We start from the raw sequence: 16610 nt of genomic DNA on the forward strand, positions 1-16610 counted from the left end.
TATCCGACATAGACTGGTTCTAACAAGTTCGGATGACTAGCTAAAAAGCAGGCGTCGCGACCAGCGCAAAGAGGGCTAAATGGGAATCAACCAAGGGCCTATCAGCCTCGACCAGAAATACACCCAGGGCACCGGTCACGTCTTCATGACCGGCATCCAGGCGCTGGTCCGCCTGCCCATGGCGCAGATCAGACGCGACCGCGCCGCAGGCCTCAACACGGCAGGCTTCATCTCCGGCTATCGCGGTTCCCCCCTCGGCGGCTATGACCAGCAGCTGTTCGCCGCCCGCAAGCATCTCGAACAGTACAACATCAAATTTCAGCCCGGCGTGAACGAGGACCTGGCGGCCACCGCGATCTGGGGCTCGCAGCAGCTCGCTTTGTCGCCCGGCGCCAAATATGACGGCGCGGTCGGCATCTGGTACGGCAAGGGCCCCGGCGTCGACCGCTGCGGCGACGTCTTCCGCCACGGCAATGCGGCGGGCTCCGCCAAAAATGGCGGCGTGCTCTGCCTTGCCGGCGACGACCACGGCGCAAAGTCCTCCACCGTCCCGCATCAGTCCGACCACGCCTTCATCTCCGCGCTGATGCCCTACCTCTACCCCTCCAGCATCCACGAAATGATCGAGATGGGCCTTTTGGGTATCGCGATGTCGCGCTACTCCGGCTGCTGGGTCGGCATGAAGGTGATCACCGAGACGGTCGAAACCACGGCCGAGATCGACCTCACCGACGAGATGACGCCGTTCATCATCCCGGCCGATTTCGAATTGCCGCCGGGCGGCCTGAACATCCGCTGGCCCGACGACCGGTTCGAGCAGGACCGCCGGCTGCAGGACTACAAGGGCTTCGCCGCGATCGCCTTTGCCCGCGCCAACAAGGTCAACCGCATCACCATGGATTCGCCGAACGCGCGCTACGGCATCATGGCCTCGGGCAAGAGCTACGAGGACATCCGCCAGGCGCTGCGCGAGCTCGGCATCACGCCGGAGATCGCCGCCAAGATCGGCATCCGCCTCTACAAGATCGGCATGCCCTGGCCGCTGGAGCCGGAAGGCGTACGCAACTTCGCCGTCGGCCTTGAGGAAATCTTCATCGTCGAGGAGCGCCGCGAGATTGTCGAGAACCAGGTCAAGCAGGAGCTGTTCAACTGGCGCGACGACGTGCGTCCGCGCATCGTCGGCAAGATGGACGATCACGACAAGCGCTTCCTGACCTTCGCCGCCGAGCTCAGCGTGGCCTCGCTTGCAAGCTCGCTCACCGAACGGCTGCTTCGACTTAATCTCAATCCTGAAATCGCCGAGATGCTGCGCGCCAAGGCCGACTGGTTCAACGGCCGCCAGTCGTCGCAGATGCAGGCGACGGCACCGGTCAGCCGCACGCCGTATTTCTGCTCGGGCTGCCCGCACAACACCTCGACCAAGGTGCCGGAAGGCAGCCGCGCGCTCGGCGGCATCGGCTGCCACTTCATGGCGCTGTGGATGAACCGCTCGACCGAGACATTCACGCATATGGGCGGCGAGGGCGTGCCGTGGGTCGGCATCGCGCCGTTCACCAACGAGAACCACATCTTCGCCAATCTCGGCGACGGCACTTATTTCCACTCCGGCATTCTGGCGATCCGCCAGTCGATCGCTTCCAAGGCCAACATCACCTACAAGATCCTCTACAACGACGCCGTCGCCATGACCGGTGGCCAGCGCCACGACGGCGACCTGTCGCCGCAGCAGATCACCTTCCAGCTGCACGCCGAGGGCATCCGCGAGATCTACCTGGTCTCGGAAAATCCCGACGCCTATCCGGCCGATAGCATCGCGCCCGGCGTCAAGCTGTTCCATCGCGACGAGCTCGAGAACGTCCAGAAGATGTGCCGCGACACCAAGGGCACGTCGGCGATCGTGTTCGTGCAGACCTGCGCCGCGGAAAAGCGCCGTCGCCGCAAGCGCGGCCTGATGGAGGATCCGGCGCGCCGCGTGCTGATCAATCCAGCCGTCTGCGAAGGCTGCGGCGACTGCTCAGTGCAGTCGAACTGTATCTCGGTCGAGCCGCTCGAGACCGAATTGGGGCGCAAGCGCACCATCAACCAGTCGACCTGCAACAAGGACTATTCCTGCGTAAAGGGCTTCTGCCCGTCCTTCGTCACGGTCGACGGCGGCACGCTCAAGCGTCGCGCGCCGACCGAGCTCGGCGATATCGGCGCCTTGCCGGAGCCGGCCTCGAAGCCCGCGCTCGACCGGCCCTACAACATCGCGGTCGGCGGCGTCGGCGGCACCGGCGTGCTGACGATCGGCGCGCTGCTCGGCATGGCCGCGCATATCGAAGGCAAGGCCTCGATGATCCTCGACATGTCCGGCCTCGCGCAGAAGGGCGGCGCGGTGTTGAGCCATGTCCGGCTCTCTGAGCACACCGCCGACGTGACTTGCTCGCGCATCGTGACCGGCACGGCCGATCTCGTCCTCGCGGCCGACGAGGTCGTCGCGGTCTCGAAGGAAACGATCACGCTGTGCGAGCCGAGCCGCACCGTCGGCATCATCAACAGCCACATCATCCCGACTGCGGATTTCATCCTCAACCGCGACTTCAATTTCCAGAGCCGCAAGGTCAACAGCGTGCTGGAGACCGAGCTGCGCAAGGACTCCGCCTTCTTCGACTTCACCAAGCCGGCCGAGGCGCTGCTCGGCGACTCCATTGCCACCAACATCATGATGATGGGCTTTGCCTATCAACGCGGGCTGCTGCCGCTGTCGGCGGAATCGATCCAGCAGGCGATCGAGGTCAACGGGGTCTCGATCAAGATGAACACCCAGGCGTTCCAGCTCGGGCGTCTGGCCGCAGCCGATCCGGCACGGCTCGCCGCGATGATGAAGGGGCAGGATGACGACGCGGCCCCGGTCAAGTCGCTGGATGCGATGTCGCTCGACGAGATCATCACCCATCGCATGGCGCTTCTGACCGGCTATCAGAATGCACGTTTGGCCAAGCGCTACCGCAAGCTGGTCGATCAGGTGCGCGACGCCGCCACCAAGGGCGCCTATGGTGAGGCGCTGCCGCGCGCGGTCGCGATCAACTACGCCAAGCTGCTCGCCTACAAGGACGAGTATGAGGTGGCGCGGCTGTTCACCGATGGCCGCTTCGAGAAGCAGCTGCGCGATCAGTTCGAGGGCGACTTCAAGTTCAACTTCAATCTCGCTCCGCCGATCCTGGGCGGCGGGCTCGATGCGCAGGGCCGTCCGAAGAAGCGCGCCTTTGGGCCGTGGATGATGTCGGCCTTCAGGGTGATGGCGCGATTCCGCTTCCTGCGCGGCACGCCGCTCGACATCTTCGGCTACAATGCCGACCGCAAGCTCGAGCGCGACCTGATCGCGGGCTACGAGAAGGATGTCGCGACGGTGTTGAGCCTGCTGTCGCCGCTCAATCACGACATCGCAGCCGAACTGCTGTCGCTGCCCGATCGCATCCGCGGCTACGGTCCGGTGAAGGACAAGGCGATCAAGGAGGCAAAGGTTCGCTACGCGCAACTCGCCGCCGACCTCGCCAACCCGCCGCCCGCGCCGCGGCAGATGGCGGCGGAGTAGTGTAGCCACATACTCAGCGTCGTCCCGGGCAAGCGCAGCGCGATCCGGGACCCATAACCACCGCATTTCATTGTTACGCGATGCTGGCGCCACAGCTGATCTCGCAACGCAGCCCTGTGGTTATGGGTCCCGGCCTTTGCCGTGACGACGTCTGTTTTGCGGCGCGCATATTGTGCGCGCGTGACAGTCTCGCCTGACGGAATATTTCCGCGCTTGCCAAGGTCGCGCCGTCGGTTCAGAAAAACGCTGGAGCGAGAAACGCCAGCGGAGAGCGATTTGACCATCAAGGGCAAGGCCTACATTGCCGGGATCTACGAGCATCCCACCCGGCATGCACCCGATAAATCAACACCACAGCTGCACGCCGAGGTCGCCAAGGGTGCGATCGAGGATGCTGGGCTCACCAAGGACGACATCGATGGCTATTTCTGCGCCGGCGACGCGCCGGGCGGGCTGTGGCCGATGGTCGATTATCTCGGCCTCAACACCAAGAAGCTGCGTCACGTCGACTCCACCGAGACCGGTGGCTGTTCCTATCTGATCCATCTTGGCCACGCCGCCGAGGCGATCGCCGCGGGCAAATGCTCGGTCGCGCTGGTCACGCTGGCAGGCAAGCCGCGCACCGGTCCGATGCCGCCGCGTGCCTCGGGCGCCGAGGCCGATTTCGAACTGGCTTACGGGGCTACCACGCACAATGCCTATGGCATGTGTGCCATGCGCCATATGCACGACTACGGCACCACCTCCGAGCAGCTCGCCTGGATCAAGGTCGCGGCCTCGCATCACGCACAATACAATCCGCATGCGATGCTGAAGGAGGTCGTCACCGTCGAGGACATCTTGAACTCGCCGATGATCTCGGACCCGCTGCACCGGATGGACTGCTGCGTCGTCACCGACGGCGGCGGCGCGATGATCGTCACGACGCCGGAGATCGCCAGGAGCCTGAAGAAGCCGCTGGTGCGCCTGATCGGTCATGGCGAGGCGATGAAGGGCCCGCGCGGCGGCAAGGATCTCGATCTGACCTATTCCGCCGGCGTGTGGTCCGGCCCGCGTGCTTTTGAGGAAGCGGGCGTGACGCCGAAGGATATCAAATACGCCTCGATCTATGACAGCTTCACCATCACCGTGCTGATGCAGCTCGAAGACCTCGGCTTTTGCAAGAAGGGCGAGGGCGGCAAGTTCGTTGCCGACGGCAATCTGATCTCGGGCGTCGGCAAGCTGCCGTTCAACACCGACGGCGGCGGTCTGTGCAGCAACCATCCCGTCAATCGCGGCGGCATGACGAAGATCCTCGAGGCGGTGCGCCAGTTGCGCGGCGAGGCGCATCCGAAGGTGCAGGTGCAGAACTGCGACCTCGCGATCGCCCACGGCACCGGCGGTCTGCTCGGCGTTCGCCACGCCGCCTCAACCTGCATTCTGGAGCGTGCGTGATGTCTGAAGCGAAGAAGTACAATGCCCCGGTGACCAATCCGGAGACCGCGCCGTTCTGGGAAGCGGCGAAGGCGGGCAAGTTCATGATCAAGCGCTGCACCACCTGCGGCGAAGCGCATTACTTCCCGCGCGCGATCTGTCCGTTCTGCTTCTCCGACAAGACGGTGTGGGAAGAGTCGAGCGGCGAGGCCACGGTCTACACGTACAGCCTGATGCGGAAGTCGCCGACCGGTCCGTATGCGATCGCCTATGTGACGCTGAAGGAAGGTCCGTCGCTGCAGACCAACATCGTCGATTGCGATCTGGAGACGGTGAAGATCGGCCAGAAGGTCAAGGTGGTGTGGAAGCCGACCGACGGCGCGCCGCTGCCGTTCTTCACGCCGTCGTAAATACCTTCTCGCCTTGTGGGAGAAGGTGGCGGCCGAAGGCCGCGGATGAGGGGTTCTTTCCGCGAACGATAGTCTCTCTGCGGCGCGAACCCCTCACCGAAGCGAGTTTGTGACGACTGCCGGTGCGGCCCTCTCCCGCAAGGGGAGAGGGCGCATCAATTGGCAGCGCAAAGCGAGAAAAGAGTTCGGGGAGAAACAACAATGCCAATTGTGTACGAACAGCTGATGGCCCTGAAGAATCTCGGCCAGAAATACAGCTACAGCGATCGCGACGTGATGCTCTATGCCTATGGCATCGGCCTCGGTGCCGATCCGATGGACGAGAAGGAGCTCGCCTTCGTCAATGAGGGCGTGCTGACGCCGCGCCCGCTCAGGGTGGTGCCGACCTTCGCGTCGGTCGCCGCCTGGGGCGCCGGCCCCGGCGAGATGAACCTCAACCGCGTGATGGTGGTCGACGGCGAGCGCGACATCACCTTTCACAAGCCGTTCGCGACCGCCGCCCACATCACGGCCGACTCGACCGTGCTCGACGTGTTCGACAAGGGCAAGGACAAGGGCGCGGTGATCCGCCACCAGACCGTGCTCAAGGATGAGAAGGGCGACAAGCTCGCAACCCTCGTCGCCTCGCGCTTTGCCCGGGGCGATGGCGGCTTCGGTGGTCCGTCCGATGGCCAGCCCGAGCCGCACAAGGTGCCGGAGCGTGCGCCCGACAAGGTGGTCGACATCACCACGCGGCCCGACCAGGCGCTGATCTATCGGCTCTGCGGCGATCGCAACCCGCTGCATTCCGATCCGGAATTCGCGAAGAAGGCCGGCTTCCCGCGGCCGATCCTGCACGGCATGTGCACTTACGGCATCACCTGCCGCGGCGTGCTGCAGACCTACGCCGATTACGATCCGTCCGCCTTCAAGCAGCATTCGGCGCGGTTCTCCTCACCGGTGTTTCCGGGCGAGACCGTGACCATGGAGCTGTGGAAGGACGACAACGTGGTGTCGTTCGAGGCCAAGGTGAAGTCGCGCGGCGTCACCGTGATCAAGAGCGGCAAGACTGTGCTGGCTTAGTACTCCGTCATTCCGGGATAGTCCGAAGGACCAGACCCGGAATCTCGAGATTCCGGGTTCGCGCTGCGCGCGCCTCGGAATGACGGCAACAAAAAAGGGGAGAAACGACCATGGGATTGCTCGACGGCAAGGTGGCGCTGATCACGGGCGCCGGCGGCGGACTTGGTGAGGCCTACGCAAAGCTGTTTGCGCGCGAGGGCGCGGCCGTGGTGGTCAACGATCTCGGCGGGCCGCGTGACGGCTCGGGCTCCGACAAGTCGATGGCCGACAAGGTGGTCGACGCGATCAAGGCCGAGGGCGGCCGCGCGGTCGCCAACGGCGCCGACATCTCGACCCTGTCCGGCGGCCAATCGGTGTTCGACGACGCCATCAAGCATTTCGGCCGCGCCGACATCCTGGTCAACAATGCCGGCATCCTGCTCGACGAGACCTTCCACAAGGCCAAGGAGGCGAACTGGGACAGGGTGATGAAGGTGCATCTGAAGGGCACCTTCTGCTGCACCCAGCCGGTGTTCAAATGGATGCGCGACAATGGCGGCGGCGTTATCGTCAACACGTCTTCGACCTCGGGCCTGATCGGCAATTTCGGCCAGACCAATTACGGCGCCGCCAAGGGCGGCATCTGGGGCCTCTCCAACGTGCTGGCGATCGAGGGCCGCAAGTACAACATCCGGATCTGGACACTGGCGCCAGGCGCGCTGACCCGCATGACCGCGGACCTGCCTCGCTACAAGGAGAACCCGGGTGCGGCGCTCGGGCCTGACGGCATCGCACCGGCCGTGCTCTACATGGTCAGCGATTTGTCGGGCGACCAGACCGGCAAGGTGCTCGGCGTCTCTGGCCCCCGTGGCGTCCGCGAGATGCGGATGATGGAAATGGAGGGGTGGACGCCGCCGTTCACGGGATGGAAGGCCGAGGATATCGTCACGCACGCCAACGAGATCTTCTTCTCCGAGGAGGAGATCAAGAAGTCGGCGCGGCGGTTCAAGTAGACGAGGTGCCATTCCGGTGCGATGCGGCATCGGACCGGAATCCACCGGCTTCGGCCGGGGAATAGGGCTTCGGCGACGCGCAATGGCGCATTCCGGAATGACGCTGTATAGAGGGCGGAAACAGACGAGGCATCCATGACCAAACTCACCGCCCAGGCCGCAGGAACCTTCGCGATCGCGCCGACCCCGTTCCACGACGACGGCCGCATCGACGAGGCATCGATCGACCGGCTGACCGATTTCTATACCGAGGTCGGCTGCGACGGCGTCACGGTGCTGGGTATTCTGGGCGAGGCGCCGAAGCTCGACGCCGCAGAGGCGGAGCAGGTCGCGCTGCGCTTCGTCAAGCGCGCCAAGAAGCTGCAGGTGATCGTCGGCGTCTCGGCGCCGGGTTTTGCCACGATGCGCTCGCTGGCGAAGAAGTCGATGGATGCGGGCGCCGCCGGCGTCATGATCGCGCCGCCGCCGCATCTGCGCACCGACGACCAGATCACAGGCTACTTCAAGCAGGCGCAGGAAGCGATCGGCGACGATATTCCCTGGGTGCTGCAGGACTATCCGTTGACGCTCACCGTCGTGTTCACGCCCGCCGTGATCCGCAAGATCGTGATGGACTCGCCATCCTGCGTGATGCTCAAGCACGAGGACTGGCCGGGCCTGGAGAAGATCTCCACCCTGCGCAACTTCCAGAAGGACGGCTCGCTGCGGCCGCTGTCGATCCTGGTCGGCAATGGCGGCCTGTTCCTCGATTTCGAGATGGAACGCGGCGCCGACGGTGCGATGACGGGCTATGCTTTCCCTGAACTGCTGATCGACGTCGTCAATCTGTCGAAGGCGGGAAAACGCGATGCTGCGCATGATCTGTTCGACGCGCATCTGCCGCTGATCCGCTACGAGCAGCAGCCCGGCGTTGGCCTCACCGTGCGCAAATATGTGCTGCAGAAGCGCGGCATCATTTCCTCCAGCGCCCAGCGCAAGCCCGGTGCGGTCATCACGCCGCAGGCGAGGGCGGAGGTCGACTATCTGCTCTCCCGCGTGGCGCGCGTCGATCGTCGCGCCAATCTCCAACCGCAATCCAGTGCAGCAGGATAATTATGACCGAGATCGTTGCCCCGCGCCTTGCTTCGACCGTTCTGCTGCTGCGTGACGGAGCGTCGTCCGAAATCGAAGTCTTCATGATGGTTCGCCATCACCAGATCGAGTTCAACTCGGGCGCACTGGTGTTTCCGGGCGGCAGCGTCGACAAGAACGACAAGGAGATCGCTGCCGATCCCGCGCTCTACTCCGGCGGGGAAGGGCTCGACGGCGACGCGCTCGGTTTCCGGATCGCGGCGATCCGCGAAACCTTCGAGGAGAGCGGCATCCTGCTGGCGCGCCCCCGGGGGGCGAAGGATCTGGTCGACGCCGGGCGCGCGAACGACATCGCGACCGCGCATCGTGCGGCGCTGAACGAAGGCAAGATCAGCTTCCTCAAGGTGCTCACGGACAATGGCATGGTGCTCGCGCTCGACGAACTCGTGCCGTATGCGCACTGGATCACGCCGGAAGGCATGCCGAAGCGCTTCGACACCTGGTTCTTTTTGGCTGCAGCGCCGCCCGAGCAGCTCGGCGCCCACGACGGCAAGGAATCGACCGATTCGATCTGGGTGTCGACGCGCGAGGCGCTGGAGGGTGGCGAGAGCGGCCGCTTCAAGCTGCCGTTCCCGACCACGCGCAACCTGATCAGGCTCGGCAAGCAGCCGAGCGTCGCTGCCGCACTCGCCGACAGCAAGGGCAAGCCGATCGTCGCCGTGATGCCCGTGATGACCAAGACCGCCACCGGCCGCCAGCTCCGCATCCCCAAGGAAGCCGGCTACGACGGCGAGGTGTTCGACGTCGGTGCGATGGGGTAGTCCCGTCGGTCATCCGTCACCCTCTCTACACTTCGGTCTCTATCGAAGTATCGCCACCGGAAGCTCGCTATAACCACGTCGGTCACCGCGCTGGGCCAATTGCCCGGCGCAAAAGGAGCCGACGTGCAAGCATCTTTCGAAACGCCAATATCCGACGAAATCCATCTGACATTGCCGGGCAGTGACGAGACGCTGCTGCTGCGGCACTGGCCGGGCGTGGGCGATCCCGTGCTTTATGTTCACGGTGCGACGTTCCCGTCGTCGCTGTCGGTCGGCTACCGCTTTGGCGGGCGGTCTTGGGCGGACAATCTCAATGCCGCCGGCTTCGACATCTGGGGTTTCGATTTCATCGGCTTCGGCGGCTCGAGCCGGCCGCGGCAGATGGCGGCGCTCGCTGCAGGCGTCGCGCCGCTCTGCCGTGCGCCGGAAGCCGCCGTTCAAGTCAGCGCGGTGGTCGATCACATCCGCAAGGCGCGCGCCGGTGCGCAGGTTCACATCGTCTCGCATTCATGGGGCACGATGGCGGCCGGCCGTTTTGCAGCCGATCGTCCGGATGCCGTCGGCCGCCTCGTGCTGTTCGGACCGATCGTCCGACGGGAGCTGCGCGGGTTGCCGCTCCCCGAGAGCATCGGCGCATGGCGCGAGGTCACCATCGCGGATCAATTGAAGCGATTTGTCGAGGACGTCCCGCCGTCGCATCCGCCGGTGCTGATCGAGCCTGACCTCGCCGAATGGGGGCCGGCCTATCTGGCAAGCGATGCCGGCGCGACCGGACGCAACCCGCCGGCGGTCCGGATTCCAAACGGGCCGCAGGCCGACATCATCGCTGCGATGTCGGGGCAGTTCCCCTACGATCCGGGCCGCCTCCAGGCTCCGACACTGATCGTGCGCGGTGAATGGGACAACCTTTGCCAGGATGCCGACGCGGCCTGGCTGACACATGCGCTGGGCGCCTCGACGAAGGCCGATGTCGTCGTGCCGAGGGCAACGCATCTGATGCATCTCGAACACGGGCGGGAAGGCTTGTTTGCGGCGACTGCCGATTGGATCGCAGGGAGCGCATCGTGAGCGGCCCCGCGGCTGGCGACGCGCGCCTACCCAACATGGGCTTCGAGCTGGCGCTGCTGCTGGTGCTCGCCACCCTCTGGGGCGGCTCCTACACCTTCATCAAGCTCGGCGTCGCGACCATCCCGCCGATCACGCTGATCGCGGCGCGCACTGCGATCGCGGGGCTCCTGCTGCTCGTCATCATGCGGATGCGCGGCGTGACCATGCCGACCGACGGCGCGACCTGGCGCCGCTTCATCTTCCAGGCCTGCCTCAACAGCGTGATCCCGTGGACGCTGATCGCCTGGGGCGAGCGCTTCGTCGATGCCGGGCTTGCCACCATTCTCAATTCGGCCTCGCCGATCTTCACCTTCCTGTTCACGGCCGCGATCACCCGCCATGAGGCGGCGAGCCCGCGCAAGCTGGTCGGGGTGATTGCCGGCATGGCCGGCATCTACCTGATCGTCGGTGTCGATGCGTTCCGCGATCTCGGGGAGGGCATCGTGGCCGAGGTCGCGATCGTCGCCGCCACCATCTGCTACGCCTGCGCCGCGATCTTCAGCCGCGGCTTCAAGGGGCTCGATCCGATGGCGCCGGCCGCGGGCTCGCTGATCGCGGGCGCCGCGGTCCTGATTCCGCTCAGCCTCGTTGTCGAGCGGCCCTGGACGCTGACGCCATCGACCAGCTCGCTCGCCGCCTTGCTGGCGCTTGCGGTGTTCTCGACCGCGATCGCCTTCGTGATCTACTTCCGCCTGATCCAGACCCTGGGCTCGGTCGGCACCACCGCGCAGGCCTATCTGCGGGTGCCGATCGGGGTGGCGCTTAGCGTCGTTTTTCTGGGCGAGCGACTGAGCCCGACGGCATGGCTCGGGCTCGCCTGCGTCGTGATCGGCGTCGCCGCGATGACGATTCCTGCGCGAAGGGTCACAACGGCCTGAAGTTTCGTCTCCCGAAACCGGCGCCTTGCTGGCGTCGGCCAATCCCTGCATCCTGTCCGCAACAAGATGACAGGCGGGAAACCGGACGATGCTGCGGCGGATCAACCTCATTGCCGGTGCCTGCCTGGCGCTGCTGGCGCTGGCGGGCGTGGGACGCGCGCAGGATTTCCCGAACCGGCCGATCCGCATCGTCATTCCCTATGCGCCCGGCAGCGTCGCCGACGTGTTCGCGCGCATCGTCGCGCAGGACATGCAGGAGCAGTGGAAGGGCACCATCGTCGTCGAGGCCAAGTCCGGCGCCAACGGCTCGATTGCGGCCGAGGAGGTCGCGCGGTCCGCGCCCGACGGCTATACGTGGCTGCTGGTGACGACGTTCTTCACCGCAAGCCCGGCGCTGAACACCCAGCTGCGCTGGGATCCGGTCAAGGATTTCGAGCCGGTCGGGCAGATCTGTCTCGCCCCGAACTTCTTCATCGTGCCGACGTCGTTGCCGGTGAAGTCCGTTGCCGACTATGTCGCGCTCGCCAAGGCCAAGCAGGGCACGCTGAACTACAGCCATCCCGGCAAGGGCTCGACCGGCCATCTCGGCTTCGAGCTGTTCAAGCGGTTGGCCGGGATCGACGTCACCGCGATCGGCTACCGCGGCTATCCGCAGATGGTGCCTGATATCGCGAGCGGCCTGATCACCTCGAGCTTCCTGTCGGCGAACCAGGCGTTGGCCCAGGTGCAATCCGGCAGCATCAGGATCATCGCGTCGATCAGCGACGGCCGCTCCAAGTATTTCCCCGATGTGCCGACCATGGCCGAGCAGGGCTTTGCCGAGGCACAGGTGACGCCGTGGTTCGGCTTCGTGGTGCCGGCAGGCACCCCGCAGCCGGTGGTCGAACGCATCAGCGCGGCGCTGGAAACGGCGCTGGCCTCCGCCGAGGTGCGCAAGAAGCTCGACGTGGCCGGCTGCGACGCCAGGAGCGCGCCGCTCAAGCGCTTCGCCGAGATCATCAAGGTCGACGTCGCGATCTGGGCCAGGGTGGTCAAGGAGGCCGGCATCCCGCCGGACTAGGCCGACGTTAACCTTTGCCGGAATCGGCCGCCGGCGGGTCCCGGGTGATACAGGTCACACCGCCGGCCGGCCCGGGCTTCAGCATGTTTCCCCAAAGCCCGTAAATTCCCGTATATTGGGGCGCATTGGACCCCGGCCTTGATGACATGACCGCTGAATTGCCGCCGAATTCGCAAGCGCCGCGTGCGTTCTCCCTCTCCATTGGCCAGCTCACGTTCGGCAGCTTCCTGCTGGTGCTGGCTGTGATCATCATCACGTCCACGGCCAGCGTGATCGCGATCCGGCACATCGACACGACCTTCGCCGAGCTGCAGCGGCTGCAAAGCGTCGGCGACATCGCCGAGGACATCGACCGTCGCACCAACGAGCTGCGACTGGCGGCGCGGGACTTCGTCACCGAGCCCGGCAACCAGTCGGCCCAGGTCGCAGAGGCAGCCCAGTCGCTGAGCGAGATCCTGAAGAAGACCCGGATCGAGCTGGCGCCCGAGCAGCAGGACATGATCGACGGCGTCACCCAGCGGCTGGCAACCTATCGCAGCGGGATCGAGCGCATCTCGGCGTTGCTCAGCCGCCGCGCGGAGATCGTCGCCGGGCTGCCGCCACTGCGCGACGCCTTCGACAAGGCGGTCGCCGTCAGCAATGATGCGGCGCTGGCCAAAGCGCTGTCGCAGGCCCAGAGCCGCATTGCCACCGCGCTCCTGGCGCACAACACGTCAGCGGCCGAGCAGGCCGCGCAAAGCATGCGGGCGATGACCATTGCCGACCCCACCCTGCGCAGCACGGTCGACAATTATGCCGAGGCGATCAGCGCGATTTCGGTGCGCGAGGGCCAGATCGCCGACATCGACCGCGAGGTGCTCGGCGCCGAAGGCCGCCTGATCCAGAAGGTCACCGAGCTGTTGCGCGAGCTCAGCTCGCGCCGCGGCCATGTGCTGTCGCGCGATTTCGCGCGCACGCTGGCTGAGGCAAAATGGCAGAGCATCGTGCTCGGCACGGCAGGGGTGCTGATCGGCCTGTTCGCCTCGGTGCTGGTGGTTCGCCGCACCGTTCGCCCGCTCGCCAGGATCGCCGGGTCGATCCGCAAGGTCGCGGGCGGCGAGAAGAGCGCGTTCATTCCGGGCGCCGACCTCGACAACGAGATCGGCGACATTGCGCGCGCCGCCGAAGTGTTCCGCCAGACCCTGGTCGACGCCGACAGCGCGCGCGAGGCCGCACTGCGCGCGCTCGCCGAGCAGCGGCTCGCCGAGGAGAGCTATCACAAGCTGTTCGAGGCATCGGTCGACGGCATCTACGTCACGACGCCGGGCGGCGCGCTGCTCAACGCCAATCCGGCGCTGGCGCGGATGATGGGCTATGCCACGCCGCAGGACCTGATCAACGGCATCGGCGACATCGCCTCCACCGTCTATGTCGATGCGGCGGCGCGCCAGCAATACCAGCAGCTGATGCAGCGCGACGGCACAGTCCGTGACTACGAGTATCAGGTGCGCTCGCGCGACGGCACCGCGCTGTGGCTGTCCGATTCCGCGACCGTCGTGCGCAACGACGAGGGCGAGGTGATCCGCTACGAGGGCACGGTGCGCGACATCACCGACCAGAAGCGCGCCGAGGATGCCATCGCCGAAGGCCGCCGGCTGTTGCAGATGGTCATCGACACGGTGCCCGCCGTCATCAACGTCAAGGAACGCGACCTGCGCTACGTGCTGATGAACCGCTATATGGCGGGCATCTTCGGCATCGAGCCGCAGGACGCGATCGGTCAGACCACCGCCGAGTTGATGTCGCGCTATGGTGCGGCCAAGACCGACGAGAACGACAAGCGCGTGCTGTCGGCGCGCCGCGAGCTTGGCTTCTATGAAGAGGAGTACAAGGACGCAGCCGGCAACATGCGGCAATGGCTCGTCAACAAGCTGCCGATCCTCGACGCGCAGGGCGACATCGAGAACATCGTCACGGTCGCGCTCGACATCGGCGAGCGCAAGCGGTCCGAACAGGAGATGCGCAAGGCGAGGGATTCCGCCGAGGCTGCGCTGCGCAATCTGCGCGAAACCCAGAATTCGCTGATCGAGGCCGAGAAACTCGCCGCGCTCGGCCGCCTCGTGGCCGGCGTCGCCCATGAGGTCAACAATCCCGTCGGCATCAGCCTCACGGTGGCGTCCGCGCTGGAGCGCAAGACCGCGAACTTCGCGACCCAGGTCGAGCGCGGCGACTTGCGCCGCTCGAGCCTCAACGACTTCCTGAACACGGCGCGGGATGCCTCCTCGCAGCTCGTCGCCAATCTGAACCGCGCCGCCGAGCTGATCCAGTCGTTCAAGCAGGTTGCCGCCGACCGCAACTATTCGGACCAGCGCACCTTCGATCTCGGCGATCTCACAGAGCAGGTGGTGATGAGTCTGCGGCCCGGTCTGCGCAAGCACAATCTGACGCTCAACGTCGATTGCGAGCCGAACTTGATCATGAATTCCTATCCCGGACCGTATGGCCAGGTGCTGACCAATCTATTCCTCAACGCGGTCGCGCATGCGTTCCCGGACGGCAACGCCGGCGAGGTCGAGATCCAGGTCCACGCCTCCGGCGGCGACAATGTCGAGGTGATCTTCGCCGACAATGGCTGCGGCATGAGCCTCGACGTGCGCCGCCGCGCCTTCGATCCGTTCTTCACGACGCGGCGCGACCAGGGCGGCACCGGGCTCGGCCTGCACATCGTCTACAGCATCATCACCAACCGCCTCGGCGGCCGGCTCTCGCTCGAGTCCGCGCCCGGCAACGGCACCCGCATCCAGATGATCCTGCCGCGCGTCGCACCGCTGGAGCAGGCCGCGGAGTAGGGCGCGCGCGATTGCCTGTCCGTCTCGTGCTCTGACCCCGCCATCCTGAGGCGCGAGCGGAACGAGCCTCGAGGGGTGAACGGCCCCGCTGATGGCCGTCGCCCCTTCGAGACGGCCGCGTTGCGGCCTCCTCAGGGTGACGGGTTGGATTTTCGAGTGCGCGAGAAGGCCATCAATATTCGATCGGCATCGATCGATGCCCGAACGGCATTGGACCGTCAGCGACAACGCTCCTACGGCTCGCTCAGCCGACCCGGCGATCAACGGACGGTACGGGCAGGGAGGACAACATGATTTCACGGCGCAATCTGATGGCCGGCATCGGCGCGGGCGTGGCGAGCGCGGCGGCCAACCGCGCCATGGCGCAGTCGTTCCCGTTCAAGCCCAATCAGCGCTATCCGGATCCGGCCGTCGAGATCCTCGATCCGGCCTTTGCCAAGTACCGGCTCTATAGCAGCACGCTGGAGCAGGTCGCCACCGGCATGCGTTGGGCGGAAGGGCCGGCCTATTTCCCCGAAGGCGGCTACCTGCTGTTCAGCGACATCCCCAACAACCGCATCATGAAGTACAGCGAGAAGGATGGCAGCCTCAGCGTCTTCCGCAGCCCCGCCAATTTCGCCAACGGCAACACCCGCGACCGCCAGGGGCGGCTCGTCACCTGCGAGCACTCGGTGACGCGGCGGATCACGCGCACCGAGAAGAACGGCAAGATCACCGTGCTGGCCGATAGTTTCGAGGGCAAGCGCCTCAATGCGCCGAACGACATCGTGGTGAAGTCCGACGACACGATCTGGTTCTCCGATCCGGTGTTCGGCATCGCCGGCGAGTGGGAGGGCTTCATGGCCAAGCGCGAGCAGGACAACACCAACGTGTTCCGGATCGGCACCGACGGAAAGTTGACCGCCGTCATCACCGGTCTGGTCAATCCTAACGGGCTCGCCTTCTCGCCGGACGAGAAGAAGCTCTACGTCGTCGAGTGGAAGGGCACGCCGAACCGCAGCATCTGGAGCTACGACGTCAACGCCGATGGCACCGTCGGCAACAAGACCAAACTGATCGACGCCGCCGATCAGGGATCGCTCGACGGCTTCCGCGTCGACCGCGACGGCAACCTGTGGTGCGGCTGGGGCAGCAACGGCGCGCTGCAATCGGAGCCTGTCGAGACGGGCGGCCGCAAGATCTATCAGCTCAAGGGCAAACCTGAGGATCTCGACGGCGTCATGGTGTTCAGCCCGCAGGGCAAGCCGCTCGGTTTCATCCGCCTGCCGGAGCGCTGCGAGAATCTGACCTTCGGTGGACTCAAGAACAACCGCTTGTACATGGCGTCATGCCATTCGATCTACGCACTCTATGTCGAGACGCACGGCGCGACGTGAGGCATCTACTGCGCCCCG

12 protein-coding genes are annotated in these 16610 nt (G+C 65.4%); all 12 read left to right on the forward strand.

Translation table 11 applies throughout. From position 1 onward, the window contains the following. Nucleotides 1-79: 79 nt before the first annotated feature. The 12 genes from BraRD5C2_RS06000 (at nt 80) to BraRD5C2_RS06055 (ending at nt 16592) form a co-directional block, all read left to right on the forward strand. Nucleotides 80-3574, forward strand: coding sequence for an indolepyruvate ferredoxin oxidoreductase family protein (locus BraRD5C2_RS06000; RefSeq protein ID WP_223967392.1), 3495 nt, complete (start codon nt 80-82; stop codon nt 3572-3574). A 276-nt stretch (nt 3575-3850) separates the two neighbouring features. Beyond that, a complete protein-coding gene (locus tag BraRD5C2_RS06005) occupies nt 3851-5008 on the forward strand; it encodes a thiolase domain-containing protein (protein ID WP_223967393.1) in 1158 nt (385 codons plus the stop codon). Further along, a complete protein-coding gene (locus tag BraRD5C2_RS06010; protein ID WP_223967394.1) occupies nt 5008-5397 on the forward strand; it encodes a Zn-ribbon domain-containing OB-fold protein in 390 nt (129 codons plus the stop codon). Before BraRD5C2_RS06005 ends, BraRD5C2_RS06010 begins: the two co-directional genes overlap by 1 nt. 201 nt (nt 5398-5598) lie before the next feature. Then, entirely contained in the window at nt 5599-6459 is an 861-nt protein-coding gene (locus BraRD5C2_RS06015; RefSeq protein WP_223967395.1) for a MaoC family dehydratase, read from the forward strand. Nucleotides 6460-6569: 110 nt separating this feature from the next. Further along, nucleotides 6570-7451: an SDR family oxidoreductase gene (locus BraRD5C2_RS06020; protein WP_223967396.1), complete on the forward strand. Its 882-nt coding sequence runs from the start codon at nt 6570-6572 to the stop codon at nt 7449-7451. Nucleotides 7452-7586: 135 nt separating this feature from the next. After that, nucleotides 7587-8543 (forward strand): dihydrodipicolinate synthase family protein, encoded by a 957-nt coding sequence (locus BraRD5C2_RS06025; RefSeq protein WP_223967397.1) that lies wholly within the window; start codon nt 7587-7589, stop codon nt 8541-8543. 2 nt (nt 8544-8545) lie between these two features. Further along, nucleotides 8546-9343: an NUDIX hydrolase gene (locus BraRD5C2_RS06030; protein ID WP_223967398.1), complete on the forward strand. Its 798-nt coding sequence runs from the start codon at nt 8546-8548 to the stop codon at nt 9341-9343. A 123-nt stretch (nt 9344-9466) separates the two neighbouring features. After that, a complete protein-coding gene (locus tag BraRD5C2_RS06035; RefSeq protein WP_223967399.1) occupies nt 9467-10411 on the forward strand; it encodes an alpha/beta hydrolase in 945 nt (314 codons plus the stop codon). A gap of 35 nt (nt 10412-10446) precedes the next feature. Further along, the gene (locus BraRD5C2_RS06040) at nt 10447-11328 is read left to right on the forward strand and encodes a DMT family transporter (protein ID WP_223967658.1); all 882 of its coding nucleotides are present in this window, start codon (nt 10447-10449) and stop codon (nt 11326-11328) included. Between the two features lie 88 nt (nt 11329-11416). Further along, complete coding sequence (locus tag BraRD5C2_RS06045) at nt 11417-12388, forward strand: Bug family tripartite tricarboxylate transporter substrate binding protein (protein ID WP_223967400.1); 972 nt, start codon at nt 11417-11419, stop codon at nt 12386-12388. A gap of 146 nt (nt 12389-12534) precedes the next feature. Next, nucleotides 12535-15216 (forward strand): PAS domain S-box protein, encoded by a 2682-nt coding sequence (locus BraRD5C2_RS06050; RefSeq protein WP_223967401.1) that lies wholly within the window; start codon nt 12535-12537, stop codon nt 15214-15216. Between the two features lie 290 nt (nt 15217-15506). Continuing rightward, nucleotides 15507-16592, forward strand: a complete 1086-nt coding sequence (locus tag BraRD5C2_RS06055) for an SMP-30/gluconolactonase/LRE family protein (protein WP_223967402.1) — start codon at nt 15507-15509, stop codon at nt 16590-16592. Nucleotides 16593-16610 lie beyond the last annotated feature (18 nt).

Source organism: Bradyrhizobium sp. RD5-C2 (assembly GCF_019972155.1).
In the GTDB taxonomy this organism is placed as follows: domain Bacteria; phylum Pseudomonadota; class Alphaproteobacteria; order Rhizobiales; family Xanthobacteraceae; genus Bradyrhizobium.

What these genes read in the sequence shown, in the direction of transcription:
- BraRD5C2_RS06000 (WP_223967392.1), top strand. Translation starts at nt 80, where the DNA reads ATGGGAATCAACCAAGGGCCTATCAGCCTCGACCAGAAATACACCCAG.
- BraRD5C2_RS06010 (WP_223967394.1), top strand. Translation starts at nt 5,008, where the DNA reads ATGTCTGAAGCGAAGAAGTACAATGCCCCGGTGACCAATCCGGAGACC.
- BraRD5C2_RS06015 (WP_223967395.1), top strand. Translation starts at nt 5,599, where the DNA reads ATGCCAATTGTGTACGAACAGCTGATGGCCCTGAAGAATCTCGGCCAG.
- BraRD5C2_RS06020 (WP_223967396.1), top strand. Translation starts at nt 6,570, where the DNA reads ATGGGATTGCTCGACGGCAAGGTGGCGCTGATCACGGGCGCCGGCGGC.
- BraRD5C2_RS06025 (WP_223967397.1), top strand. Translation starts at nt 7,587, where the DNA reads ATGACCAAACTCACCGCCCAGGCCGCAGGAACCTTCGCGATCGCGCCG.
- BraRD5C2_RS06030 (WP_223967398.1), top strand. Translation starts at nt 8,546, where the DNA reads ATGACCGAGATCGTTGCCCCGCGCCTTGCTTCGACCGTTCTGCTGCTG.
- BraRD5C2_RS06040 (WP_223967658.1), top strand. Translation starts at nt 10,447, where the DNA reads ATGGGCTTCGAGCTGGCGCTGCTGCTGGTGCTCGCCACCCTCTGGGGC.
- BraRD5C2_RS06045 (WP_223967400.1), top strand. Translation starts at nt 11,417, where the DNA reads ATGCTGCGGCGGATCAACCTCATTGCCGGTGCCTGCCTGGCGCTGCTG.
- BraRD5C2_RS06050 (WP_223967401.1), top strand. Translation starts at nt 12,535, where the DNA reads ATGACCGCTGAATTGCCGCCGAATTCGCAAGCGCCGCGTGCGTTCTCC.
- BraRD5C2_RS06055 (WP_223967402.1), top strand. Translation starts at nt 15,507, where the DNA reads ATGATTTCACGGCGCAATCTGATGGCCGGCATCGGCGCGGGCGTGGCG.